The 23,352-nt window shown below is 69.1% G+C and carries 23 protein-coding genes and 1 tRNA gene; 12 read left to right on the top strand and 12 right to left on the bottom strand.

Annotation, left to right across the window (positions count from 1 at the left end):
- Nucleotide 1 precedes the first annotated feature (1 nt).
- From tilS to ACQPYS_RS01530, 3 genes are read right to left on the bottom strand one after another with little or no spacing between them, the layout of a single operon-like run.
- Complete coding sequence (gene tilS / locus ACQPYS_RS01540) at nucleotides 2–1,021, bottom strand: tRNA lysidine(34) synthetase TilS (RefSeq protein WP_373861394.1); 1,020 nt, start codon at nucleotides 1,019–1,021, stop codon at nucleotides 2–4.
- Between the two features lie 3 nt (nucleotides 1,022–1,024).
- Nucleotides 1,025–2,137 carry a zinc-dependent metalloprotease gene (locus ACQPYS_RS01535; protein WP_433491508.1) on the bottom strand — a complete coding sequence of 371 codons (1,113 nt, stop codon included), beginning with the start codon at nucleotides 2,135–2,137 and terminating at the stop codon, nucleotides 1,025–1,027.
- Nucleotides 2,138–2,151: 14 nt separating this feature from the next.
- Nucleotides 2,152–3,636: a D-alanyl-D-alanine carboxypeptidase/D-alanyl-D-alanine-endopeptidase gene (locus tag ACQPYS_RS01530; protein WP_433492944.1), complete on the bottom strand. Its 1,485-nt coding sequence runs from the start codon at nucleotides 3,634–3,636 to the stop codon at nucleotides 2,152–2,154.
- 193 nt (nucleotides 3,637–3,829) lie between these two features.
- Here ACQPYS_RS01530 and ACQPYS_RS01525 point away from each other — a divergent pair, with 193 nt between their 5' ends.
- A complete protein-coding gene (locus ACQPYS_RS01525) occupies nucleotides 3,830–4,318 on the top strand; it encodes an inorganic diphosphatase (RefSeq protein WP_030524167.1) in 489 nt (162 codons plus the stop codon).
- A gap of 541 nt (nucleotides 4,319–4,859) precedes the next feature.
- Nucleotides 4,860–6,026 carry an SGNH/GDSL hydrolase family protein gene (locus tag ACQPYS_RS01520; protein ID WP_433491507.1) on the top strand — a complete coding sequence of 389 codons (1,167 nt, stop codon included), beginning with the start codon at nucleotides 4,860–4,862 and terminating at the stop codon, nucleotides 6,024–6,026.
- A 56-nt stretch (nucleotides 6,027–6,082) separates the two neighbouring features.
- On the opposite strand, the gene ACQPYS_RS01515 is transcribed toward ACQPYS_RS01520, so the two are convergent.
- Nucleotides 6,083–6,904, bottom strand: coding sequence for a crotonase/enoyl-CoA hydratase family protein (locus ACQPYS_RS01515; protein ID WP_063035287.1), 822 nt, complete (start codon nucleotides 6,902–6,904; stop codon nucleotides 6,083–6,085).
- Nucleotides 6,905–7,052: 148 nt separating this feature from the next.
- Between ACQPYS_RS01515 and ACQPYS_RS01510 the strand changes: the two genes are divergently transcribed.
- From ACQPYS_RS01510 to ACQPYS_RS01495, 4 genes are all read left to right on the top strand, one after another.
- A complete protein-coding gene (locus ACQPYS_RS01510; protein WP_433491506.1) occupies nucleotides 7,053–7,526 on the top strand; it encodes a YbaK/EbsC family protein in 474 nt (157 codons plus the stop codon).
- 72 nt (nucleotides 7,527–7,598) lie between these two features.
- Complete coding sequence (locus ACQPYS_RS01505; protein ID WP_063035336.1) at nucleotides 7,599–8,159, top strand: flavin reductase family protein; 561 nt, start codon at nucleotides 7,599–7,601, stop codon at nucleotides 8,157–8,159.
- 140 nt (nucleotides 8,160–8,299) lie between these two features.
- Nucleotides 8,300–12,208, top strand: coding sequence for a Pls/PosA family non-ribosomal peptide synthetase (locus tag ACQPYS_RS01500; RefSeq protein ID WP_433491505.1), 3,909 nt, complete (start codon nucleotides 8,300–8,302; stop codon nucleotides 12,206–12,208).
- On the top strand, nucleotides 12,208–13,563 hold the full coding sequence (locus ACQPYS_RS01495; protein WP_063035284.1) for a M1 family metallopeptidase: 1,356 nt from the start codon (nucleotides 12,208–12,210) through the stop codon (nucleotides 13,561–13,563). The genes ACQPYS_RS01500 and ACQPYS_RS01495 overlap by 1 nt, the downstream gene beginning before the upstream one ends.
- Here ACQPYS_RS01495 and ACQPYS_RS01490 read toward each other — a convergent pair.
- Nucleotides 13,548–13,736 (bottom strand): hypothetical protein, encoded by a 189-nt coding sequence (locus ACQPYS_RS01490; protein WP_063035283.1) that lies wholly within the window; start codon nucleotides 13,734–13,736, stop codon nucleotides 13,548–13,550. The two genes, ACQPYS_RS01495 and ACQPYS_RS01490, sit on opposite strands and share 16 nt — an antisense overlap.
- Before the next feature lie 14 nt (nucleotides 13,737–13,750).
- On the bottom strand, nucleotides 13,751–14,242 hold the full coding sequence (locus ACQPYS_RS01485; RefSeq protein ID WP_431939394.1) for a DUF2752 domain-containing protein: 492 nt from the start codon (nucleotides 14,240–14,242) through the stop codon (nucleotides 13,751–13,753).
- A gap of 265 nt (nucleotides 14,243–14,507) precedes the next feature.
- Between ACQPYS_RS01485 and ACQPYS_RS01480 the strand changes: the two genes are divergently transcribed.
- From ACQPYS_RS01480 to ACQPYS_RS01470, 3 genes are all read left to right on the top strand, one after another.
- On the top strand, nucleotides 14,508–15,560 hold the full coding sequence (locus ACQPYS_RS01480) for an alpha/beta fold hydrolase (protein ID WP_063035282.1): 1,053 nt from the start codon (nucleotides 14,508–14,510) through the stop codon (nucleotides 15,558–15,560).
- A gap of 140 nt (nucleotides 15,561–15,700) precedes the next feature.
- A complete protein-coding gene (locus ACQPYS_RS01475; protein ID WP_433491504.1) occupies nucleotides 15,701–16,621 on the top strand; it encodes an NADP-dependent oxidoreductase in 921 nt (306 codons plus the stop codon).
- A 125-nt stretch (nucleotides 16,622–16,746) separates the two neighbouring features.
- The gene (locus ACQPYS_RS01470) at nucleotides 16,747–17,004 is read left to right on the top strand and encodes a helix-turn-helix domain-containing protein (RefSeq protein ID WP_433491503.1); all 258 of its coding nucleotides are present in this window, start codon (nucleotides 16,747–16,749) and stop codon (nucleotides 17,002–17,004) included.
- An 81-nt stretch (nucleotides 17,005–17,085) separates the two neighbouring features.
- On the opposite strand, the gene ACQPYS_RS01465 is transcribed toward ACQPYS_RS01470, so the two are convergent.
- Nucleotides 17,086–17,559: a DUF1772 domain-containing protein gene (locus tag ACQPYS_RS01465; RefSeq protein ID WP_431939397.1), complete on the bottom strand. Its 474-nt coding sequence runs from the start codon at nucleotides 17,557–17,559 to the stop codon at nucleotides 17,086–17,088.
- A 51-nt stretch (nucleotides 17,560–17,610) separates the two neighbouring features.
- The gene (locus tag ACQPYS_RS01460) at nucleotides 17,611–18,018 is read right to left on the bottom strand and encodes a DUF4267 domain-containing protein (RefSeq protein WP_433491502.1); all 408 of its coding nucleotides are present in this window, start codon (nucleotides 18,016–18,018) and stop codon (nucleotides 17,611–17,613) included.
- Nucleotides 18,019–18,105: 87 nt separating this feature from the next.
- Between ACQPYS_RS01460 and ACQPYS_RS01455 the strand changes: the two genes are divergently transcribed.
- The gene (locus ACQPYS_RS01455) at nucleotides 18,106–18,696 is read left to right on the top strand and encodes a TetR/AcrR family transcriptional regulator (protein WP_063035278.1); all 591 of its coding nucleotides are present in this window, start codon (nucleotides 18,106–18,108) and stop codon (nucleotides 18,694–18,696) included.
- Nucleotides 18,697–18,714: 18 nt separating this feature from the next.
- Here the strand turns inward: ACQPYS_RS01455 and ACQPYS_RS01450 are convergent, their stop codons facing one another.
- Entirely contained in the window at nucleotides 18,715–19,101 is a 387-nt protein-coding gene (locus tag ACQPYS_RS01450) for a DUF1304 domain-containing protein (protein ID WP_063035333.1), read from the bottom strand.
- 699 nt (nucleotides 19,102–19,800) lie between these two features.
- Between ACQPYS_RS01450 and ACQPYS_RS01445 the strand changes: the two genes are divergently transcribed.
- Nucleotides 19,801–20,169, top strand: a complete 369-nt coding sequence (locus tag ACQPYS_RS01445; protein WP_433491501.1) for a hypothetical protein — start codon at nucleotides 19,801–19,803, stop codon at nucleotides 20,167–20,169.
- A gap of 427 nt (nucleotides 20,170–20,596) precedes the next feature.
- A complete protein-coding gene (locus ACQPYS_RS01440; RefSeq protein WP_063035275.1) occupies nucleotides 20,597–21,037 on the top strand; it encodes a VOC family protein in 441 nt (146 codons plus the stop codon).
- A gap of 121 nt (nucleotides 21,038–21,158) precedes the next feature.
- Here ACQPYS_RS01440 and ACQPYS_RS01435 read toward each other — a convergent pair.
- From ACQPYS_RS01435 to ACQPYS_RS01425, 3 genes are all read right to left on the bottom strand, one after another.
- Nucleotides 21,159–21,234: transfer RNA gene (locus ACQPYS_RS01435), tRNA-Thr, on the bottom strand.
- A gap of 57 nt (nucleotides 21,235–21,291) precedes the next feature.
- Nucleotides 21,292–22,482 (bottom strand): DNA polymerase III subunit delta', encoded by a 1,191-nt coding sequence (locus ACQPYS_RS01430; RefSeq protein ID WP_063035332.1) that lies wholly within the window; start codon nucleotides 22,480–22,482, stop codon nucleotides 21,292–21,294.
- A 332-nt stretch (nucleotides 22,483–22,814) separates the two neighbouring features.
- Nucleotides 22,815–23,321, bottom strand: a complete 507-nt coding sequence (locus ACQPYS_RS01425) for a DinB family protein (RefSeq protein WP_063035274.1) — start codon at nucleotides 23,319–23,321, stop codon at nucleotides 22,815–22,817.
- Between the last annotated feature and the right edge of the window lie 31 nt (nucleotides 23,322–23,352).

Below are 23,352 nucleotides of genomic sequence, written 5' to 3'. Positions count from 1 at the left end.
GTCAACTGGTTTCCCTTCGGTCTCGGCGTTCCCGATCGGTGCGGGCAAGTGTCAGCCTGCCATGCTCACGAACGACGACCAACCGCGTCCCCCGCTCACCGCCCCCCACCGCGACCCCGCCCTGCCCCCGCCAGGCCACCACCAGGTCGTCGATACCGCGGATATGTTTTCCGGTCACCCCGGAAATCCCCTGGGAGAGCAGCCATGCCCGCACCGCCCGGCGGCGCACCGCGGCGGCGGCCACCGCCAGCACAGCGCAGACCGGCGATCCGGTGCCGGCCCGCACCAGCAGCTCGCCGGCGAACTCGTCCAGAGCGGCATTGTCCTCACGCAACTGTTCGGCGGTCCGGGCCAGCGCCGGCGCCACCGCACCGCCGAGCACTTCCTCGAGCAGCGGTAGCACCTCGGTGCGCAGTCGTACCCGGGTGAACTCCGGGGCGCTGTTATGCGGATCCTCGTAGGGCGTCAGCGCGAGGTCGGCGCAGAACTGCCGGGTCGTCTCGCGGCGGACCCCCAGCAGTGGCCGGCCCCACGGGCCATCGCTCGGGGCCATCCCCTGGATGGAACGCGCGCCCGAGCCCCGTCCGAGTCCCAGCAGTACGGTTTCGGCCTGATCGTCGAGGGTGTGGCCCAGCAGCACCGGCAAACCCGACCTGGCCTCGTCCAGCGCCGTGTAGCGCGCGTGCCGCGCCGCCGCCTCCATACCGCCGGCCCCGCTCACCTCGACCGGCAGCACCCGCGCGGAGCGGCAGCCGAGCGAACGCGCCGTCGCTGCGGCCGTGGCCGCGACCACATCCGATCCGTCCTGCAACCGGTGATCCACGATCAGGGCGTGCACTTCCGCGGCTTCGGCGAGAGCGGCCGCGGTGAGCGCCAGGGAATCCGCGCCGCCCGACAGCGCGACCGCCACGCACCGGCGCTGCGGGCCGAACCCGGTCAGCCACGCCCGCACCGCATGCCGCACACCGAGCACCGCGGGCGTCTCCGGTAACCGGATCGGCCGCTGTTCGGCGGAGGGCACCGCTCAGTCCAGCACGCGGGCGATCCAGCGCCGCGGTTCGTCGATCTCGTCGGTACGCGGCAGCGTATCGGCATCGGTCCAGATCACGTTGAACCGTTCCATTCCGACTGTGCGCACCACCTCGTCGACGAAGGCCTTCCCGCGCACGTACTGCGCCACCTTCGCGTCGATACCGAGCAGCGCGCGCAGCAGGCGCTGCACCGGGTTCGCGGGCCGGGTCCGGCGTTTGTCGAACGCCGTCCTGATCTGCTCGACCGAGGGCACCACACTCGGGCCGACCGCGTCCATCACATGGTCGGCGTGACCTTCCAGCAAAGTGCCGAGCAGCAGCAACCGGTCCAGTGCCGCCCGCTGTTCCGGAGGCTGGGTGGCCCGCAGCAGTCCCACCACGCCGCGCGAGGCCGGATCGTCGGAAACCTGGCCGCTGCGCCGCAGTTTCACCTCGGTGAGCAATCGGGACAGCATCTCCGAGGTCGCCTCGTCACCGATCTCGCCGAGCACCTCGACGTTGTCGCGCATATACCCGGCCAGCCACGGCGACGCCGAGAACTGCACCCGGTGGCACACCTCGTGCAGGCAGACCCACAGTCGGAAATCCGCCGACGGCACCGCGAGCGCGCGCTCGACCCCCACGATATTCGGCGCCACCAGCAGCAGCGTGCCGTCCGGGCCGGTGAACGGGTCGTATTGGCCCAAGATCGCCGTGGACAGGAACGCCAGCATGGCGCCCACCTGCACTCCGGCCGGTTTACCGGTGAACAGGCCGGACCGGTCCGTGGTTCCGGTACCGGTCAGCTGGGCCATGGAATCGGCCGCCGCCCCGATCCAGCCGGGCCGGTCCACGACCCGGGCCGCGGGTACGGGCTGGTCGTCGAGCAGGCCGGTCACCGCCCGCACGGGCGCCTCGGCCCGCACCGAGGCCTCGCTCAGCTCGGCCACCGCCTGCTCCGCGGCCGGCCGGGAAGTACGGGGCCCGGCCGGTACCAGCGCGGCGCCGGTACGGGCCGCCCAGCGCCAGTCCACCGAGCCCGAGAAAGTGCGCCGCTCGTCACCGGAGCCGCCGTTCTCGGCCACTGTCCGGGCGCCGGGCCCATCGGGACCTTGTCGAATCGTCATGCGCCCTCCAGCCGTCAGGAACATCCACAGTTGCGCAGAGTGGTCGCGACGGCGTCCAGAGCGGGCCGACTGACCTCCGGGGGCCGATCGCTCGACATCAGTGTGAAGGTCAGGACCCGGCCGTCACGATCAAGCACGTAACCAGCCAACGTACTGGCGACCGACAATGTTCCGGTCTTGGCACGCACCCAGCCGGCACCGCCCTGATTCTGCGTGACATATCGGCTGCTCAGCGAGCCGGTACCGCCCGCGACCGGCAAATAGTCCAGCATCGGCACCAACCGGCTCGTGAGCGTGGTGGCGGCCGGTTCCGGCTGCGCCCGGCGGCCCGCCCCCGCACCCAGCGGCGGCGCGAGCGGCGCGGGCGCGCTGGTGGTGGGCTCGGCGTCCCGTTCGGGACCGGCCGCGGTATTGATGATCTGGTTCAGCAGCCGGGCGGGGATCCGGTCGTCCACCGAGAGCCCGCTGCAGTCGAACATCGTCACACCGGTCATATCGAAACCGTGCTCGGCCAGCACCGCCGCCACCGCGGCCGCCGCCCCCTCGAACGACATCGGCCGCCCGGTGGCCTGGGCGACCTCCCGGCCGATGGTCTCGGCCAGGACATTGTCCGAGTACACCATCATGTCGCGCAGCCGGTCGCGTAGCGGCGCCGAAGCGACCTCGCCCAGTCGTTTGGTACCCAGCGGTGCCGTGCCGATCCGCACTTCGGCCGGGTCGAGACCGAGCTCGGTAGCCAGCCGCCGGCCCACATCCAGCGCCGGACTCCCCGACCGCGGCGAATACTCGCCGGCGGGATCGAGTCGGCCACCGTCGAGCATCACCGATTCCAGTGGTGCGATCGAGCCGCCGGGGATATCGACCGGATCCCAGCCGCGGGCCATGGTCTCGCCCGTATAGACGGAGGTATCCACCACGATCGTGCCGGCCCGGATATCCGCGTTGCGCACCTGAGCGGCCAGATCCAACAGACTGCCCGCACCCGGGTAGTACCCCTGCCCGCCCGGCTGCGCGGTGAGCGTCGGATCACCGGCGGCCACCAGGACGATCTCATCGGGCGACGAACCCGCCACGACCTTGGTGTGCACTCGCTGATCGGCGGGCAGAGTGAGCAATGCCGCCGCGGTGGTCATGATCTTGGCCGTCGACGAGGGCACGCGCGGCTCGTCGGCGCGCTCACTCCACAACACGGTGCCACTGGCCGCATCGGTGACCGATCCGGCGAAACCACCCAGATCGGGACTGGCGACCACCGGGCCGAGCGCCGCCGCGACACCCGCCGCGCTCGGCGCGGGCGCGGTATCCGGGGCCGGCGCCACCTCGGGCGAAACGATGGCCGGTGCGGGCGGCGCGGCGATGGTGAGCCCACCGTGCCGGAACTCCGGCGTCCACGGTTTCAGGATCACCGCGGCCACCGCCACCGCCCCCGCCAGCACCACCAGCACGATGATCGACCAAGTCCGTACGCCGCGGCGCCGGCGCGTGGCCGAACCATACATACCGCTGCCGCCCTGCACCACCACGTTGCCCGTCTTCTCCCATGTCCGGCGACTATCACACCCGAGCCCCCACTGAACCCATGTGCCCGCCGACAACAATATCGGTGTTCGGTTACCGTTCTCGGCGAACAACCGGGTGCGTCGGCGACGCCGGCCACCACGGCGCATCGTGAGAGCAGCGAAAGGAGTTGGCGTGGAGTTCGACGTCACCATCGAGATCCCCAAGGGTTCACGCAACAAATACGAGGTCGATCACGAAACCGGGCGTGTGCGCCTCGACCGGTTCCTGTTCACCTCCATGGCCTACCCGGCCGATTACGGCTACATCGAGAACACCCTCGGAGAGGACGGCGACCCGCTGGACGCGCTCGTCCTACTGCCCGATTCGGTGTTCCCGGGCGTCATCGTCGAGGCGCGCCCCGTCGCCATGTACAAGATGACCGACGAAGCCGGCGGCGACGACAAGATCCTCTGTGTCCCGGCCGGTGACCCGCGCTGGGACCACATCCAGGACCTCGGCGACGTCCCCGAGTTCGAATTGGCCGCCATCAAGCATTTCTTCGAGCGGTACAAGGACCTCGAGCCCGGCAAGTTCGTCAAGGGTTCCGAGTGGGTGGGCCGGGCGGAAGCGGAGGCCGAGATCCAGGCGTCCTTCAAGCGTTTGGAAGAACAAGGCCACTGAGGCTTCAGCGGGCGGAACTCCTGCGAGCCGGCTTGGATCATGAGGTCGGTGATGCCCTGTCGGCACAGGGGTTCTGCTCACGGGGTGAGCGGCACGCCCCATCAGGGGTGGGGTGGCACGCTCGCTCGCGAAAGGCGAGGTGGCACATCCGTGGCGAGGACGGAGCTGTCCGTGGAGGCTGGAGGCAGGCTCACTCGCGAAGGTGGGGAAGTGAGCTTGCTCGCGAAGGTGCTGTGTTTTTGGCGCGCTGGCGCGCGCGGGGTTGAGGCCCCCTCGGTCTCGCCGTTTCGGCCTCGAGACTCGAGCCTTCGGCTCATGCGCTTTCGAGGCCGAAACGGCGAGACGGGCCTCAACCCTTTGAGGTGTCTCGCAACACTCGACACATGCGGTTGCGTCGGCATCCGATGTCGGGCTCGCATGCCGACTCGACTCGAGACTCGAGCTGTCTCGGCTGGGGTGGGGTGGGGCTTGCCCGCGTAGGTTCTTGGTCTTGGCCGAGTTCATTGGACGGCGTCCGGGCGGCGATGAGAGGCTCACTCGCATGGATGAGTCCGGACACGGCGAGCTGATGATCACCCCGATCGACCACCGCCTGGTGCGCGGCGCACTCGAGCTCGACCCGGCCGCGCACGGCGTCGTACCGCACCGGTTTCCCGCCTCCGCGCGCCGCCGGTTCGAGGACTCCTTCTTGACGATGGTAGAGGCCCAACCCACCGGCGCGCGCGTAGTGTTCCGCAGCGAGGCCACGGTCGTCGAACTGGAGGCCCTGCCTACCCGCGTCGCCTTCACCAATGGGCTCGCGCTGCCGCACGGGGTATTCGAGATCCTGGTGGACGGCCGACTGTCCGGGGCGGCGAGCATTCCCACCGGCATCACGCATCGGATCGACGCCACCAGCGGAGCCATCGATACCGACCACGGTCCGGCGGGCACGGTGCGTTTCGCGAACCTCCCCGCGGGGCCGAAGACCGTCGAGATCTGGTTGCCGCACACCGAGTCCCTCGAACTGATCGCGCTGCGCACCGACGCGCCGATCGAACCCGCACCGGCACGGGACCACACCTGGGTGCACTACGGCAGCTCGATCAGCCACGGCTCCAATGCCGAACGCCCCACCGGGACCTGGGTCGCCACCGCCGCCCGCGCCGCCGACGTGGACGTACTCAACCTCGGTCTCCGCGGTAACGCCCTGCTCGACCAGTTCGCCGCCCGCACCATCCGCGACGTCCCGGCCGATGTGATCAGCCTGGCGATCGGCATCAACCTGGTCAACGCCGACGCCATGCGGTCGCGCGCGTTCACCTCCGCGGTGCATGGTTTCCTCGACACCGTCCGCGACGGTCACCTCACCACGCCGCTGTTGGTCGTCTCGGCGGTTCTGTGCCCCATCCACGAGCGCACCCCCGGCCCCTGCTCTCCGGAAATCGTCGACGGCAGAGTGCTGTTCCGCGCCGACGGCGACCCGGACGATCCCACCCGGCTGACGCTGGTCCGGATGCGTACCGAACTCGCGCGCATCGTGGAACAGCGGGCCGTCGAGGATCCGAACCTGCATTACCTCGACGGACTGGACCTGTACGGCGCGGCGGATTTCGCCGAGCGGCCACTCCCCGATCGGCTACACCCCGATGCCGCCACCCATCTCCGCATCGGCGAACGCTTCGCCGAACGGGTATTCACCGCTCCGGGGCCCTTCGCCCGCTCTTGACCCGGTATATGCCGGATACGACGGACCTCGGTTCGAGGCCCGCCGTGTCGCGGCGTTCAGCGCCCCTTGTACTCCGGGGTCCGCTTCTCGAAGACCGCCTGGATGGCTTCGGTCAGGTCCTCGGACGGCAGGAAGGCGGCGTTCCAGGCCGAGACGTAGCGCAGGCCCTCGGCTACCGCGGCGGAGTTCCGTTGTCCCAGTACATCCTTCACGCCCTGCACCACCAGCGGCGGGTTGGCGGCGATTTCGCGGGCGGTGGCGTGGGCTGCTTCCAGTACCGCCTCCTGATCGGCGAAGACATCGTTGACCAGGCCGATCTTCTCCGCCCGGGTCGCGTCGATGTCCTTGGCCGTGAAGGCCAGTTCACGCAGGTGGCCCTCCGAGATGATCCCGGGCAACCGCTGGAGCGAACCCACGTCGGCGACGATGGCGACCTTCGCCTCCCGCAGACTGAATTTGGCTTCCGCGCTGGCGTAGCGGATATCGGCGGCGGCGATCAGGTCCAGGCCGCCGCCGATGCACCAGCCGGAAACCGCGGCGATCACCGGTTTGCGGCATTCGGCGACGGCGGTGATCGAGGCCTGCAGGCGCCGGATATCGGCGAGGAAATCGGTCCGCGGGGCGGCGAGCGCGCGGTCGGCCATCAGCGGGCCGAAGGTGCCACTCATCGCGGGCAGATCCAGGCCGTAGGAGAAGTGTTTCCCGGAGCCGGTGAGCACGACGGCGCGGATCTCGGGGTCGGCATCGAGGCCGTGGAAGATCTCCGGCAGCTCCCGCCAGAAATCCGGGCCCATCGCATTGCCCTTACCCGGTCCGGTGAGGGTCACCCGGGCGACGTGATCGTCGGTCTCGACGGTGAAAGCCTGCCAATCTGTCATCTGCCCAGCCTAAGGGGGCACAGCGGGCGGCGGGCGCCGCCCACCGGACCGGCTCCGGTGCACGAGATCGTCCCGGCCGGCGAACGGCCTCGTCCGGTGACTGGCGGAAAGCCACGCGGGACGCTGCGTCTCGCTCTACCCTGTGCCCATGCGCAGGTCGCTTCCACAGATAACCTGCCGGGTCTCGGATACTCTGATCGCCCGTGGCCACCACGGGCTGATCGTCACCGCGCCGGAATCGGCGACCGGTCCCGCGGAGACCGCCGAGGCGATGGAGGTGGGCCTCGGAGCGCTCGTGCATTCGGAGGTCTTCCTACTGGGTGACGAGCCGATCCTGCTGCTGGTCTCGGCCGCGCACCGGGTGGATCCGGAACGTACCGGCGTGCGCCTCGAGGGCGCGCTCATTCCCGCGCCACCCCACCTGGTGATGCGCTACACCGGCCAGCTGCCGGGCAGTGTGGCGCCCGTCGGTCATCCGGCGAATCTGCCCACCTGGGTGGATTCGCGACTATCCGGTCATCGCGAACTGTGGGCCGCCGGTGGCAGCCCGGGGACCGTCTTCCGTACCTCGTACACCGAACTGTTGCGGATCACCGCGGGACTGTCCCTCGACCTGGATTGACCTCGCTCACCACCTTCCCGGACAGTGGACCAGCTCGCCGCGCCGTGCTGTTCCGGGCGTAGCGTCGGCGAGGTGACCGAAGCACCACGGCCCGATACCGGAATCCGGATCCCCGACGACCTCAGCGGTATCACCGCCGAGCAGTACCGCGCCTCGATGCGCCACTATCCGTCCGGCGTCACCATCGTGACGCTCGGCTCGGCCACCGGTCCGGTCGGTTTCACGGCGACCTCGTTCGCCTCGCTGTCCCTCGACCCGCCACTCGTCTCGTTCAACATCAGCCACACGTCGTCCAGCCTGGAGGCGCTGACCGCCGCCGAGTCCGTGGTGATCCATTTCCTCGGCGAACACCAGCGCCACCTGGCCCAGCGTTTCGCCCGGACCGCCGCGCACCGGTTCACCGATCCCGGCCTGTGGAGTGCGCTGGACACCGGCGAACCGGTTCTGCACGGCACCCCGCTGTGGTTGCGCACCACCGTGGAGCAGCTCATCCCGATCGGCGATCACACCTTCGTGGTCGGCCGGGTGGTCCGGGTGCACGACGACACCGGCGACGAAGCGGCCGCGGCTCCCCTGCTCTATTACAACGGCCGGTACTACCGGCCGACCCTGCTCGCCGACGACGTGGAATAGCGGCCCCGCCCGCCCGCTGACATCGGGTGTTATCCGTGGCCGAGTAATCTGTTCACCCGGTCGACCGCTGTTTGCCGTGCGGTAACCCTCGTATGAGAGAACCAGTCCGTCGGCTGGGCGATGGAAGGTGGGCCGGACTGATGCGGACGCAGGTGGACGCGGAGAGCGCGCTACGGCGGGCCGAGGCGGCGCCGCCGGCGCGCACCCTGGTCGATATCGTCACCGAGACGGCCGCCGCGTATCCCGATGCCCCCGCCATCGCCACGGCGGACCGCACCCTCACCTACGCGGAAGTGCGCACCGAGATCGAGAACTCGGTCCGGGACCTGGCCGCCGCCGGGGTGCGCCGGGGCGACCGGGTGGGTGTGCGGATGCCCTCGGGCACCTGGGAGCTCTACCTCACCATCCTGGCGGTGTTGCACGCAGGTGCCGCCTACGTCCCGGTGGACGCCGACGATCCCGAGGAGCGGGCCGATCTGGTCTTCACCGAGGCCCGGGTGACGGCCGTGGTGACGGCCGACGGCATCCGGCCGGTACCCGGGCGCCCGGACCCGGCGGAAGGCGGCGAGGCCGTCGAGCCGGCACCCACGGTCGACGACGATGCCTGGATCATCTTCACCTCGGGTTCCACGGGCACTCCCAAGGGTGTCGCGGTGACCCATCGCAACGCGGCCGCTTTCGTCGATGCCGAGGCCCGCATGTTCCTCCAGAACGCGCCGCTCGGGCCCGGCGACCGCGTCCTGGCCGGACTCTCGGTCGCTTTCGACGCCTCCTGTGAGGAGATGTGGCTGGCCTGGCGACACGGCGCCTGTCTGGTGCCCGCACCGCGCGCGCTGGTCCGCACCGGCGCCGATCTCGGCCCGTGGCTGGTCCGGCAGGGCATCACCGTGGTGTCCACCGTCCCGACCCTGGCCGCGACCTGGCCCGCCGAGGCCCTGGAATCGGTCCGGTTGTTCATCTTCGGCGGCGAGGCGGTGCCCCCGGAACTGGCCGAACGTCTCGCCGACCCCGACCGTGAGGTGTGGAACACCTACGGCCCCACCGAGGCCACCGTGGTCGCCTGCGCCGCACTGCTGGACGGCACCGGGCCGGTGCGTATCGGTCTCCCGCTGGACGGGTGGGATCTGGTCGTGGTCGACGTCGACGGTGTACCGGTCGGCGAGGGCGAGACCGGTGAATTGGTGATCGGCGGCGTCGGACTGGCCCGCTATCTCGATCCGGCGAAGGACGCCGAGAAGTACGCGCCCCTGCCCACGCTGGGCTGGGACCGCGCCTACCGCAGCGGCGACCTGGTCCGTAACGAGGAGGCGGGGCTGATCTTCCTCGGCCGGGCCGATGATCAGGTGAAGATCGGCGGCCGCCGCATCGAACTCGGCGAGATCGACAACGCGCTCCAGCATCTCCCCGGAGTCGGTGGGGCGGCCGCCGCGGTGCGGGCCACAGCGACCGGTGCGCCGGTCCTGATCGGCTATCTCACCGGAGTCCCCGCGGACTACGACCTGGCCGCGGCCCGCGCCCGGCTCGCCGGGCAGCTGCCGGCCCCGCTGATCCCCCGGCTGGTGGTCGTGCCGGAGTTGCCGACCCGCACCTCGGGCAAGGTCGACCGGAACGCGCTGCCCTGGCCCCTCGCCGACGTCGGCAGCGGAATCGATCACGGACTCACCGGTACCGCCGCCTGGGTCGCGCAGCTGTGGACCGATGTCCTGGGCGCCGAGATCACCGGCGCCGATGCCGATTTCTTCGCGCTCGGCGGCGGTTCACTGTCGGCGGCGCAACTTGTCACCGGGCTGCGGGTGCGATACCCGCTGGTCACGGTGGCCGATGTATACGACCACCCTCGCCTCGGCGCGCTCACCGAACTACTCGACCAGAGCGCCCCGGCCGCCGCCGCGCAGATGCGCCCGGTCCGCCCCACCCCACTGTCGGCCCAGTGGATCCAGGTACTGGCCACCGTGGCCCTGGCGACGCTCACCGGCCTGCAATGGATCACCTGGCTGGCCGTCGCCTCGGGGGTGGCCGCGTGGTTCGAACTGCTGCCCTGGCTTCCGCGCCTGTCGTGGTGGTGGACCGCACTGCTGTTCGGAATCTTCATCACTCCGCTAGGCCGGATGGCGATCTGTGTGGGGGGCGCCCGGACCCTGCTCGCGGGTGTGCGGCCGGGCAGTTACCCGCGCGGCGGTTCGGTACATCTGCGACTGTGGGCGGCGGTCCGGCTGGCGGAGGCCAGCGGCGCGGAGAACCTCTCTGGAGCACCGTGGATGGTGCCGTTCGCGCGCGCCCTCGGCGCGAAGGTGGGTAAGGGCGTCGATCTGCACACGCTGCCCCCGGTGACCGGCATGCTCGAACTGCGTGACGGGTGCAGTGTCGAACCCGAGGTAGATCTGTCCGGCTACTGGATCGACGGCGATACCGTGCTCATCGGTTCGATCGTGGTCGGCCGGGGCGCGGTGGTGGGTGCCCGCTCGGTGCTGCTGCCCGGAACCCGGATCGGCCGCGACGCCGAGATCGCCGCGGGGTCGGCGGTGTCCGGGAAGGTGAAGGCCGGTCAGGAATGGGCGGGGTCACCGGCGGTGAAGGTCGGGAAGGCCCGGCACCGCTGGCCCGCGGAGACGCCGGAGCGAGCGGTGCACTGGGTACCGGCCTTCGGGATCGGATCGCTGGCCCTGGGGGCGCTGCCGCTGTTCGGGCTCGCGGCGGGCCTGGCCGTGATCGCCTGGGGTATCCGGGACACCACGGATTTCGCGGACGCCCTGCTGCCCGCCTTCCTCTGGCTACCCGTCGCCACCATGTTCAGTCTGGTGGTCTACGCCGTCACGACCGTCGTGGCCGTCCGGCTGCTCAGTATCGGACTCACGGAGGGCTACCACCCGGTACGCAGCCGGGTCGGCTGGCAGGTCTGGGCCACCGAACGCCTGCTGGACTCCGCTCGCACCTTCCTGTTCCCCCTCTACGCCTCGCTGCTCACCCCGATCTGGCTGCGCCTGCTCGGCGCGAAGGTCGGCAAACGGGTCGAGGCGTCCACGGTGCTGCTGCTGCCCAAGTTCACCACCGTCGCCGACGGTGCCTTCCTGGCCGACGACACCATGGTCGCCGGTTACGAGCTCGGCGGCGGCTGGTTGCGCATCGGCGAGGCGAAGGTGGGCAAACGCGCGTTCCTCGGCAACTCCGGTATGGCCGCGCCCGGCCGGCGGGTGCCGAAGAACGGGCTGGTCGCGGTGCTGTCGGCGGCGCCGACCAAGGCGAAGGCCGGCTCGTCCTGGCTGGGCAGCCCGCCGGTCCGGTTGCGCCGGGCCGCGGGTACCGCAGATACCGACCGCACCTTCGATCCGCCACTGCGGCTGCGCGTCTTCCGGGCCGCGTTCGAGACCTGCCGCCTCGCCGCGGTCGTGGTGACCTTCGCCATCGGCCTCGGTGTCCTGCTGGCGCTGGCCCGGCTGGCCGACCGTTTCGGCTATCCGGCGGCGGCGCTGCTGTCCGGGGTGGTGCTGATGGTCGCGGGCGCGGTGGCCTGCGCGAGCGCGGTCACCGCGAAATGGGTGCTGGTCGGGCGGATCCGCACCGGTGAGCATCCGCTGTGGAGTTCGTTCGTCTGGCGTAACGAGGTATCGGACGCGTTCGTGGAAACCGTCGCGGCGCCCTGGTTCGCGCGCGCGGCGACCGGTACGCCCGTACTGAACCTCTGGTTGCGCGCGCTCGGCGCGACGATCGGTCGCGGGGTATGGTGCGAGTCCTATTGGCTTCCGGAGGCAGATCTGGTGACACTCGGTGACGGCGCGACCGTGGAACGCGGCTGCGTCGTGCAGACCCACCTGTTCCACGACCGCATCATGGCCATGGACACCGTGACCCTGAAGCCCGGCGCCACCCTCGGGCCGCACTGCGTCGCCCTGCCCGCCGCCACCCTCGGCGCTGCCGCCACAGTGGGCCCGGCCTCCCTGGTGATGCGCGGCGATACCGTACCGGCCTCCACCAGATGGTGGGGCAACCCCATCGCACCCTGGGCCGGCCCGGCGGCCGACCCCGAATCCGACGAGGACACGGACAGCTGATGGGGAGCAGGTTCTACGACGCGCCCATCGACGACTATCTCCCGCAGAACGGGAACAGGGGCTATCGGGTATCACGGTACGAACTGGACCTGAACTACAAGGTGGCCAGTAACCGGCTCGCCGGGCGGGCGGTGATCACCGCCGTCGCCACCGCCGAACGCCCACGCTTCTCGCTCGACCTGTCCCAGGCGCTGGCGGTGTCGAAGGTTCTGATCAACGGTGGCAAAGCCGGTAAGTACACCCATCAGCGCGGCAAACTCACCGTCACCCCGCGCGAGCGGATACCCGCCGGCGGAATCCTGCAACTGGTCGTGCAGTACGCCGGCGCGCCGAAACCGGTCCGTGGGCCCTGGGGTGAGGTCGGCTGGGAAGAGCTCACCGAGGGGGCACTGGTGGCCAGCCAGCCCAACGGCGCCGCGTCCTGGTTCCCCTGCGACGACCATCCCAGTTCCAAGGCGAGCTACCGGATCGCCGTCACCACCGATACCCCGTACTTCACCCTCGCCAACGGTGAACTGATCGGTAAGCAGACCAAAGCCGGTCAGACCACCTGGGTCTATGAACAGACCGAGCCGATGGCGACCTACCTGGCCACCGTCCAGATCGGGCGCTACCGCAGGCACCAGCTCACCGACCGGCGCACGCCCGTCCCGATCCACGCGGTGATACCCACGCCGCTACGCGCGGCCTTCGATCACGATTTCGCCCGGCAACCCGAGATGATGTCGGTCTTCAGCGAACTGTTCGGCCCGTATCCGTTCCGGAGCTACTCGGTCGTGGTCACCGAGGACGAACTCGAGATCCCGATCGAGGCGCAGGGCATCTCCATATTCGGCGCCAACCACTGTGACGGCCGCCGTGGCGCCGAACGCCTGGTTGCGCACGAACTCGCCCACCAATGGTTCGGCAACAGCCTCACCATCCAGCACTGGTGCGATATCTGGTTGCATGAGGGTTTCGCCTGCTACGCGGAGTGGATCTGGTCGGAGGCCGCGCATGGGCCCAGCGCCGATCAGCTCGCCCGTGCGGCCTGGCACACCCTGCGCCGGGAACCGCAGAACATCCTGGTCGGTGATCCGGGACCCGAGTTGATGTTCGACGACCGGGTCTACAAACGCGGTGCCCTCACGCTCCACGCACTGCGGCTGGAGCTGGGTGATACCGCGTTCTTCCGGCTCATCCGCGATTGGACCGCACGGCACCGGCACGCCTCGGTCTCCACCGAGGAGTTCACCGACCTGGTCGGCCACTACAGCGTGACGCCCATGCAGCCCCTGTGGCAGGAATGGCTCTATGCCGAACCGCTACCGCAACTGCCGCCGATCGGTGGGAGCGCGGGTCAGAAAACCAGGTAGCGTCCGGCGAGCTGTTCGATGAGCGGATCGTCCTCGGCGACGCTGTTCAGCGCATCGAGGTCGGCGACCACCGAGATGAGGCGTGGATCCTCCGGTTCGGCACCCTCCGGGCCGTCCTCGGTCAGTTGCCGCAGCAATTTGTCGCGTACCCGGTCCTTGAGTGAATCGCGCATCTGTACCTCGTCTGTCAGACCGGCGTCAGCCAGGTGCCCCAGGGGGTATTGCGCACCACCGTGTAGACCGCGATCGAGCCGAGCATCGCCCACATCGTGAAGCTGCCGATCCCGGGCACGCGGGGTCCTTCACCTCGCCATGCGCGGATCGCCCAATCGCCCACCCACAACACGTAGAGCGTCAACACCGGCAGCGCCAGCAGGTTGCTGTGCAGGGAGTCGACGATATTTCCCTCGGTCAGGTTGTGTACTGCGCGCATACCCCCGCAACCCGGGCAGTACACACCGAACAGGGCATAGACCGGGCACAGCCCGTACGAGCCCTCGATATGCGGGTCGCGGACGTGCAACAACAGCACCGCCGCCGCCCCCGCGGCCGCCGCCGCCCCGGGCAGCAACAATCCGCGCCACCCGGACGACTCGGCGCCACCACCATCCGACGCGGCCGCTTCCGGAACCCCTGGGCCCACCAGCTCGCGCGGGTCTGCTGCGTCCGAGTCGTTCACGACATCCACGGTAGTCGCGGCCCGCGGGTTGACGCCACAACCTCCGGAGGTGCTTGCTCCGGTTGCATCGAAACAAGCCATGGATGCATCGGATGAGGCATAGAACGCCGGCGGGCTGGGCAACCTGGAGTTAACAGAGCCCTGCACCGGCCCGATATTCGGGAAAACAACGACATCCCGGATGAAGCGAACCGGAACGGCGCTTGCTCTTGTAAGCACCCAGCTTGCAGGGTTACCGTGTCAGCAGGCACAAAGGAGTGTTCTGATGCTGGTGAAATCGATAACGGCGCTGTCGCAGGCGCATCAAGGCGCTCTGACCGCCCCGTACCGAGCTACCTTGCGCGCGCGCCGATTCCGGACGGCCCACTACAACGCGCCGGCCGCCCATCCCGAGGTCGTTCCCGTCACCACCGTGGACGGCGCCCGCCTGCGCGTGCACTCCTACGGCCCCGCCGATGCCGAGCCGATCGTGCTCATCCACGGCTGGAGCTGCTGCATCGAATACTGGCACCCCCAGATCAACGCCTTCGCGGACCGCTACCGCGTGATCGCCTACGACCAGCGCGGCCACGGCGACAGCACCCTCGGGCGCACACCGTTGGGCGACCGCACCCTCGCCGACGATCTCGCCGCCGTCCTCGACGCGACCCTGCGCCCGGGTCAGCAGGCCCTGCTGGTCGGGCACAGCATGGGCGGTATCACCCTGCAGGCCTGGGCCGCTCGCCATCCCGAACAGGTGAACCGGCGGGCCCGCGCGGTCGTGCTGGCCAACACCACCTCGGGCAATATCCGCTACGACACCGATCTGCTGCCGCTGTTGAACAAGCCGCTCAGCCTGGGAAGCCAGCCGCTGAGCCTGCTCGGGTCGCCCCTCCGCCTACCGATGATCGTCGCGGAGTCCATCCTCACCACACCCCTGCCCCTGCCCGGCGGCTGGGCGGCCCGCGAGATACTGAAAGAACGCATCATGGCCCGCGGCGCCACCAACGAGCAGGCCGAGTTCGCCCTGAACATCGTGCGTTCGTGCCGTCCGCTGGCGCGCGGCCGGCATGCCGCGATCCTGGCGGATCTGCAGCTCGGGGCGGCCGCGGCGAATCTGACGGTGCCCACCACGATCATCGCCGGCCGCTACGACCGGCTGCTGCCGGAACGGATGTCGCGCCTCATCGCCGACACCATGGTCGAGGCCGGCCACCGGCCCGACTACCAGGTCTGGCCCACCGGCCACCTGGGCAATATCGAGCGGATCGACCATTTCAACAATGAGCTGACCGCCGTTCTGGACCGCACCAGCCCCCGGTCCGCGGCCGCGGGCTGAGCGGGAAGTCCCCGAGTCCGGTCAGTGTCGCCCGGCTCGGCGGACCCTCCGCACCGGTCGGCCCCGCCGTCCGGGCTCCGGAATATCGCTTGCGGCGCGTCGTTGCACGCAATGACAACCGCAACCGATAGGACTGGACTATGCGCGCAGCGACCTACGACCGCTACACCACCGACAACAGCGATATCCAGGTACGTGACCTGCCGAAACCCAAAGTCTTCCCGGGTTCGGTACTGATCGAGGTGCGCGCGGCCGGGGTCAACCCGGTCGATTGGAAACTGATGTCGGGTGCGCTGGACGGTCTGATCGATGCGACCTTTCCGGTGATCCCGGGCTGGGATGTCGCCGGGATCGTGGTCGGCAAGGGCACCGATACCCCGGAATTCGAGGTCGGGGACGAAGTTCTGGCCTACGCGCGCAAGGACGTCCTCAAGGACGGCACCTTCGCCGAACTGGTCGCCGTCCCCGCGGCGCGGGTGGCCCGCAAACCGGCGGATCTGCCCTGGGAGCAGGCCGGCGCGCTGCCCCTGGCCGGCGGTACCGCCCTGCGCGCGCTCGATCTTCTCCAGGTGACCGCCGAGGACACCGTGCTCATCCACGCCGCGGCCGGCGGGGTGGGCAGCCTGGGTGTCCAGATCGCCCGGGCGCGCGGTGCCCGGGTCCTGGGTACCGCTTCCGAACGCAACCACGATTTCCTGCGTGAACTCGGCGCCGAACCGGTGGCCTACGGGGAGGGCGTGATCGAACGTATCCGCGAACTCGCCCCGGACGGTGTGCAGGCGGTGGCCGATTTCGTCGGTGGCCAGCTCGACACCACCCTGGCCGTTCTGGCGAAAAACGGGCGCCATGCCTCGATCGCTGACGGCTCCGTGACCGAACACGGCGGCCACGCGGTCTGGGTGCGCCCGGACGGCCTCCAGACCCAGCGTCTGGCCGACCTCGCCACCAAGGGCGACCTCGTGGTCCCGGTCGCCGCGACCTTCTCTCTGGAGGAAGTCGCCGATGCCTTCACCGCGGGCCAGACAGGCCATACCCGCGGCAAAAACGTCATCGTGCTCTGACGCCGTCGGCACGAGCCCGTACGGCAAGCCGGTGGGATAGGACAGCGGCCACCACCGCGAGAGCGGTCGATATGCCTCCGACCAGGCATTTGTAGCACGGCCGTTCGGACCTCAGAATGGTCCGTATGGGTTCGAAAGAGGCGGCTTCAGCGATCAACCGGGCAGTGGGGGCCGAGCTCCGGGCCGCCCGGGCGCGGCGCGACTTCACGCGACAGCAACTCGCGGCGCTGACCGGCCTCGCCGTCAGCACTATCCAGCGGTTCGAAAACGGCCAGCGCTCACCGGATATGCAGCAGCTGCACGCGCTGTGCATCGCCCTGGAGATCCCGATGCGGGAATTCGTCGAGCTGGCACTCGAGGGAATCAAGCCGGCCGGCGAGTGACCGGCCCCGGCCGATGCTGCCGACAAGCATCGGGTGACCGGGTGGACATCAGTCCCGCCCGGCCACCCGGAAACGGCGCACTCAGACAATGGCCGAGGTGACGAGCAATCCGACCAGAGCGAGGGCCTGCAGGATCACCCGCGGGTAGAGAATGCTGTCCCACCGGTCCTGCAGCGCACGGGCATTCGGCGGAATCACGCCCGATCGAGCGGCGGCCTTCTGCGCCGCGTTGATCGGCTTGGCGATGCGCGCGTAGAGAACGAGCCACACCACGAGGGCGAGCACCGCCAGCCCCGCGGAAACGGCGGCACCGGCGGCGCCGCTCAGGGCGGCGACGACCGCGGCCCCCAACGCCGCTACCACTCCGGTGATACCGATCGGCGGCATACGCGAATCCGCGTAGTAGTGCCCCCAGCCCGCACTGACGGTCATGGCGGCGTCGTCGAGCCGGCGATGCACCGACCGCATGACCAGCGCTCCCAAGACGTCGGTGCCGTAGACGACAGCATTGGCGAGAACCGCGACGGCGGCGAGGATCTGAATGGACACGGTCATGACAGGCTCCCGAGTGTTGCGAATTTCGGCTGCTGGTGGACGTTTCGACGGTTACGTCGGAGTGGAGGCGGACGCTGCGGGCTCGCGGATGAGCAGCAGCCCGGTGATGCCCACGAGCACTGCCGTGAGGCCGTGGACTCCGAATGCGGTCGCCGTGGAGCCGTCGTAGGCCAGCACGGTGGCCATATCACCAATCGGGATCAGCGCGATGACGAGCATGGCGACCCCCAGCGCGAAGCGCTGCCCGAGCGCCAGCAGCGCGAGGATGAGGATTCCGCTGACCGTGTCGCGTACGCCCTTCAGATTCATGAATGCCGCGGCGTCACCGGTAGGCCACGCGGGCAGGCCGAATCCGGTGGCGATCGACTCGGGGGTGATCAGGTAGCTGATCCCGATGTAGAGGATGAACGCCGCCCCGATCAGCGACAGTGCGGTGGCGATACGCCGAGTGGTGATCATGGTTGCTCCGATATCTAGCGTCGCTATGTTGTAGAGCGACAGTAACGCACCTCGGTCCTCTTGTCTAGCGATGCTAGGATTTCGAGCATGAGCATTCAGAAAAGGCGGGAACGGGAGCGGGCGGAACGCCACCGGCTGATCATCGATACCGCGCGCGAACTGGCGGAGACCGAGGGCTGGGACGCGGTGACCGTCCGCAAGCTGGCCGACCGGATCGAATACAGCCAACCCGTCCTCTACAGCCATTTCGCCGGCAAACGCGCCATCGTCACGGCCGTCGCCGAGGACGGGATCGCCGAACTCGCCGCGGCCCTGCACCGCGCCCGGGCCACCGCCGAGTCGGAGTCCGACGCACTGGCGGCCCTCGCCCGCGCCTATATCGAATTCGCCATCGAGCATCCCGCCGTCTACGACGCCATGTTCGCCATGTCCACCGATTTGAAGTTCGGCCCCGAGGCCACCCAGGTCCTCCGCGACGCGTTCGCCGAACTGGTCGCCGCACTGGCCCCCTTCGCCGGCGACCACGACGTGGAAACCTTCACCGAAACCGGCTGGAGCGCACTGCACGGGCTGGCCACCCTCGAACGCGGCCAGCGCCTACGCCCGGGCCTGCGCGAAAACCGGGTGGAAATCCTCAGCCGGTTATTGGAGCAGGCCGGCTCCGCGCCGCACTCGTAACCCGCCGGGACCGTCCGCTCAACCGGTGAGCGCCCAGATCACCCCGAGCGCAACGGTCACCAGCGGCGCAGCCCCCTGCTTGACCGCCGATGCGCGCTTGTCCGGCGACGAGAGCAACAGCACCAGCGCGGCACCCAGCATCGCCCCGATACCGGCGAAGATCAACGCCACCCCGACACCCCGATCCCCCGTTGCCGCCACCACGATCCCCACCGCCGCGATGATCGCCAAGAACAGGTTGTAGAAACCCTGATTGAAGGCCAGCTCCCGGGTCGCTGCAGCTTCCTCGGCACTGATGCCGAACACACCCCGCGCCGCACCGGTCCACGCGAACGACTCCAAATACCAGATGTAGACATGGAGTAGCGCCGAAACCGCCGCGAACACTGCGATAGCGATGAGCACGAGCACCGACACTAGTCGACAGACCACTCCGACCTGTGGTTATCGCTGCGGAACCGCCTGTCGAGTTCGTTGACTGATGGCGGCGGGCACGCACGAAAACCGACGCCGCGAGCGCTCCGCGATGCGTTACTTATCCTCGACGGCCTGGGCCTCCAGCGCCTCCACCCTGCCGCGGAGTTTGCCGACCTCCCGGCCCCGCCAGCCCTGGCGGCGGCTCGAGATCCCGGCGACTGGGGGCGTCGGCAGTGTGAACATGCTCCGCGCCGAGTGGTTGCGAGGACTCGTCGGCGCGCGAGAGTGCGGCGCCGTTGCAGCGGACAACCGGATATCACTACCCACAGCCATGCCAACGCTGCCGATACGCGCGTGTCAACTGCCCTGTAGGGCAGTCGGTACGGCACCTCGGCTTGCCCCTCCGCGGATACAGTTCTGCTTCGGAGGCGGTTTTCTGATACCTCCCGGTGTCCGACTCCGTTGAGCCACCTGGCATTTCAGTTGGCGATCATTCGGTTCGGTGGGTGTTCGGGGCTGCCACGGTTTCGACGAGCCTCGGCGGTGTCGTGGGCCACCGCGGGTGTTCGGCGTCGATGACGTAGGCGTTCGTAGGCGTGGGTGTGCCGCTAGTAGCGGGCTTCCACGCGTACGTTCGTCGCCCTCGCGCTTCCCCGAGTCCTCGATCGCCTCGGTGCCCGACCGGTCATGCTCACCGGTGCGGTACCCCTGCTCGCCGCACTCGGATCGGCCCTCGCCCTGTCGTTGGCCGACTCCGGTGACCGGCGCGCGGCCGCCGCCATCGCGGTATGGGCCGATATCGGTGTAGGGACCGCGGCGAAACTGACACCCACCGGGCAGGTCCCGCGCCGCTCGTCCCGACCGGCCGACCGCCCCGCGCTGTTCGCGGCCCAGTTCCCGCTCTCGCACCTGGCGTGGCTGCTCACCTACCCGATCGCCGGACAGCTGACGACCGCTACCGGTTCACCACGACCTGGTTGGTCCTCGCGGTTCTCGGTGCCACCGGATTCGCCGCGGCACTGCGGTGGTGGCAGCGCCACGATCAGGAGGTCCTGACCCACCTGCACGAGGCCGCCACAATCGGCCCCGTGCGACTCGGCGACGCTACAGTCGATGTGGATGTGGCCGGAGGCCTGGTCACCATCACCGCCACGGAACCGGTCCACCGAGACGCGTTCGCCACGGCAGTCCGATAGGCAGGCTTCGACCGCACCGCATGAACACGAGTGACGACCGGTGCCGCCCGCCCGAAACGGACGGATGGCACCGGTCGTCCAGTATCGAGGACATAGGCAGAGCATCCACTTCCGTTGGCCGCCTACGGGTTGGGCATCCATCGTTGCGGGTCACCGTCGACACCGCCACGACGAAGAGCACTCCCATATTGTCGAAGCCGATACAGCGGAGATGTCGATAATGGCTTGTCGGCTCCGCCCCGGGGCAGACGCGGGCACTCGGCCGCACAACACAAAGGAGGCCTGGCATGGCGATTCAGCGTATGGACAACGTGCTGATAGTCGTTGAGGATCTGGACGCTGTCATCGCGTTCTTCGTCGAACTCGGCATGGAACTGGAAGGCAAAGGCCCACTCGAGTGGCGTGGGGCTGAACGCGTCATCGGACTCGACGATGTCCGGCAGGATGTCGCCATGCTGCGGATCCCGGACGGTCCCGGCCGAATCGAGCTGGCCAAATTTCATAGACCGAAGGCGATCACCCCCGAACCGAAAGACGCACCGGCGAACACGCTGGGTATCCGTCGCATGATGTTCGCCGTGGACAACCTCGACGACGTCATCGCCCGCCTGCGTGACCACGGCGCCGAACTCGTCGGTGAAGTGGTGCAGTACGAGAACATCTACCGGCTCTGTTACCTCCGTGGCCCCGAGAACATCATCGTCGGACTGGCCGAACAGCTCGGCTGAGAACTCCGTGGACAACCATCACCGGATCCGATCCGCCGAACACCCTCCGAAGCCCCTGGGGTAGCCGACATGGACCGAAGACGAAAGGCCCTTCCCTATGATCCGGAAAGGGCCTCTGGCCTGGAGCCGCCTAGGAGAATCGAACTCCTGACCTTTTCATTACGAGTGAAGCGCTCTACCGACTGAGCTAAGGCGGCGTGCCTTTCGGCGTGGCGAGTCTATCGTCTCCCACCTGGGAACGCGAAAACGGCTGGTCAGGAGGTTTGCGCGATCAGGGTGGCGGCCATGGCGGCTACCGCGAAACGGGGCTTGACGTTCCGGTCGAGGGCTTCACGGCAGGCGAGGACGGCGTCGATGGAGCGGAGCAAGCCCTCGGGGCGGACTCGCGCGGCCAGCTCGCGGGCGCGGTCGGCCATATCGGGGTGGGTCATGGTGATACCGGCGGGGTCGCCGAAGGCGATGGCGAGGGCGTCGCGGTAGAGGCCGGCGATATCGAGAAGGGCGCGGTCGAGGGCGTCGCGGCCGGTGCGGGTGGCGCGGGATTTCTGGCGGCGTTCGAGGTCCTTGAGGACGCCGGCCGAACCGCGGGTGGCGCTTGCGGCGCCTTTACCGGTGCCGCCGGCGCCGAGGGCGGTGGCGAGTTCTTCGCGTTCGCGTTCGTCGCGTTCGGCGCTGAGTTGTTTCGCCTCGTCCTCGGCGGCCTTCACCAGCTCGTCGGCGGCGAGGTAAGCGGTGCCGCGGGCCACGGCGGTCACTAGGTCCAGGGCGCGGCGGCGGCGGGCGCGGCTCTCGTCGTCGGTGGCGAGGCGGCGGGCGCGGCCGATATGACCGCCGCTCACGGCGGCCGCCCAGTCGGCTGTTTCCGGATCGAGGCCGTCGTGTTCGCGCAGGACCCGGGCTATCGCCGGAGCCGGCGGGGTGATCAGGTGGATGTGCCGGCAGCGGGAGCGCAGGGTGACGGAGATGTCCTCTGGATCCACCGAAGGGGCGCACAGCAGGAACACGGTCCGCTCGGGTGGCTCTTCCACCACTTTGAGCAGTACGTTGCCGGCGGCCTCGGTGAGCCGGTCGGCGTCCTCGATCACCACCACCTGCCAGCGGCCGGTACTCGGGCGCCGGGCCGCGATCTGCACGATGCCACGCATTTCCTTGGTGGAGATACTCAACCCTTCGGGCACCACCCGGCGGACGTCACCGTGGGTTCCGGCCATCGTGGTGGTACAGGCGTGGCAGCGGCCGCAGCCGGGCTGTCCGGGATCGGTGCACTGCAGCGCGGCCGCGAAGCACAGCGCGGCGACCTCGCGGCCGGCCCCCGGCGGGCCCGTGAACAGCCATGAATGCGTCATAGCGCCCTCGGCCACACCGGATCGGCCGGCGACCGCGGCAGCGGTCAGATCGGCGGTCACCGAACTCTGACCCACGAGACGCTCGAAGACACCCACCACGCTCACACCCTAATACGCCCGACCGACCACAACCGGGCCCCCTCGCGAATACTCCTCGGCGCGCCACGCCGGACGGATAGCGCGGCACCGGACACGACTCTCCCGGGGCCGGACCGGACGAATCCCCTGAGTGCGTCGGCCGAGACCCGACCCCCGCGAACACCGAGTAGCCGGCCTTCGCCGCGGACGCCGGCTCGAACCTGTTCGAAGCAGCATTGGGCGAGCCGATCAGCTCAGGTGGCGACGCACGCGGAGCCTCGAAAGACGCATGTTGCGTAGCGGGCACGGCTCGTCGCCGTATTGCTCCCGATCGCCAGAACTCGCCGGCCGCGTCACCCGGCGCGCTGCGCGGTGGTGTTCGCCCCGTCCAACTGCTCGCGGAGGATATCGGCGTGCCCGCTGTGGTGGGCGATCTCACGGAGGATGTGCAGGATCAGGAAACGCGCGGACCACCACACGCGGCCCGGTACCCACGGATTGGTAGGGGTGGGAATCGAGGCATCCAGATCGTCCACCGAGCGCACGAGCTCGGCGGTGTTCGCGGCGACGCGCTCCCATTCGGCGAGCAGACCGGCCACTGTCTCATCGTCGGCGATGAGGTATTCGCCCTCGTAGTCCTCGAGTTTCGTTTCGGCGTTCTCGTCCCGCTCGACCAGCACTTTCGTCCAATCCCGCTCACAGCGGACGATATGGTGCAGCAGCCCGCCGAGGGTCAGTTCGCTCGCGGTGGTCCGCTGCCGCGCCTGCTCGTCGTCGATACCCCGCAGCGTTATCCGGAACATCTCACGCTGTTCGTCGAGTAGTTGGACCAGATCTTCGCGTTCCCGGCTACCGGGCATCGGCGCTCCTTGTCTTGGACGATATTCGCGC

This window comes from Nocardia grenadensis, assembly GCF_050942415.1.
Classification (GTDB): Bacteria; Actinomycetota; Actinomycetes; order Mycobacteriales; family Mycobacteriaceae; genus Nocardia; species Nocardia grenadensis.
The sequence above is the reverse complement of the archived record's forward strand: the minus strand, read 5'-3'. Positions and strand labels throughout refer to the sequence as shown.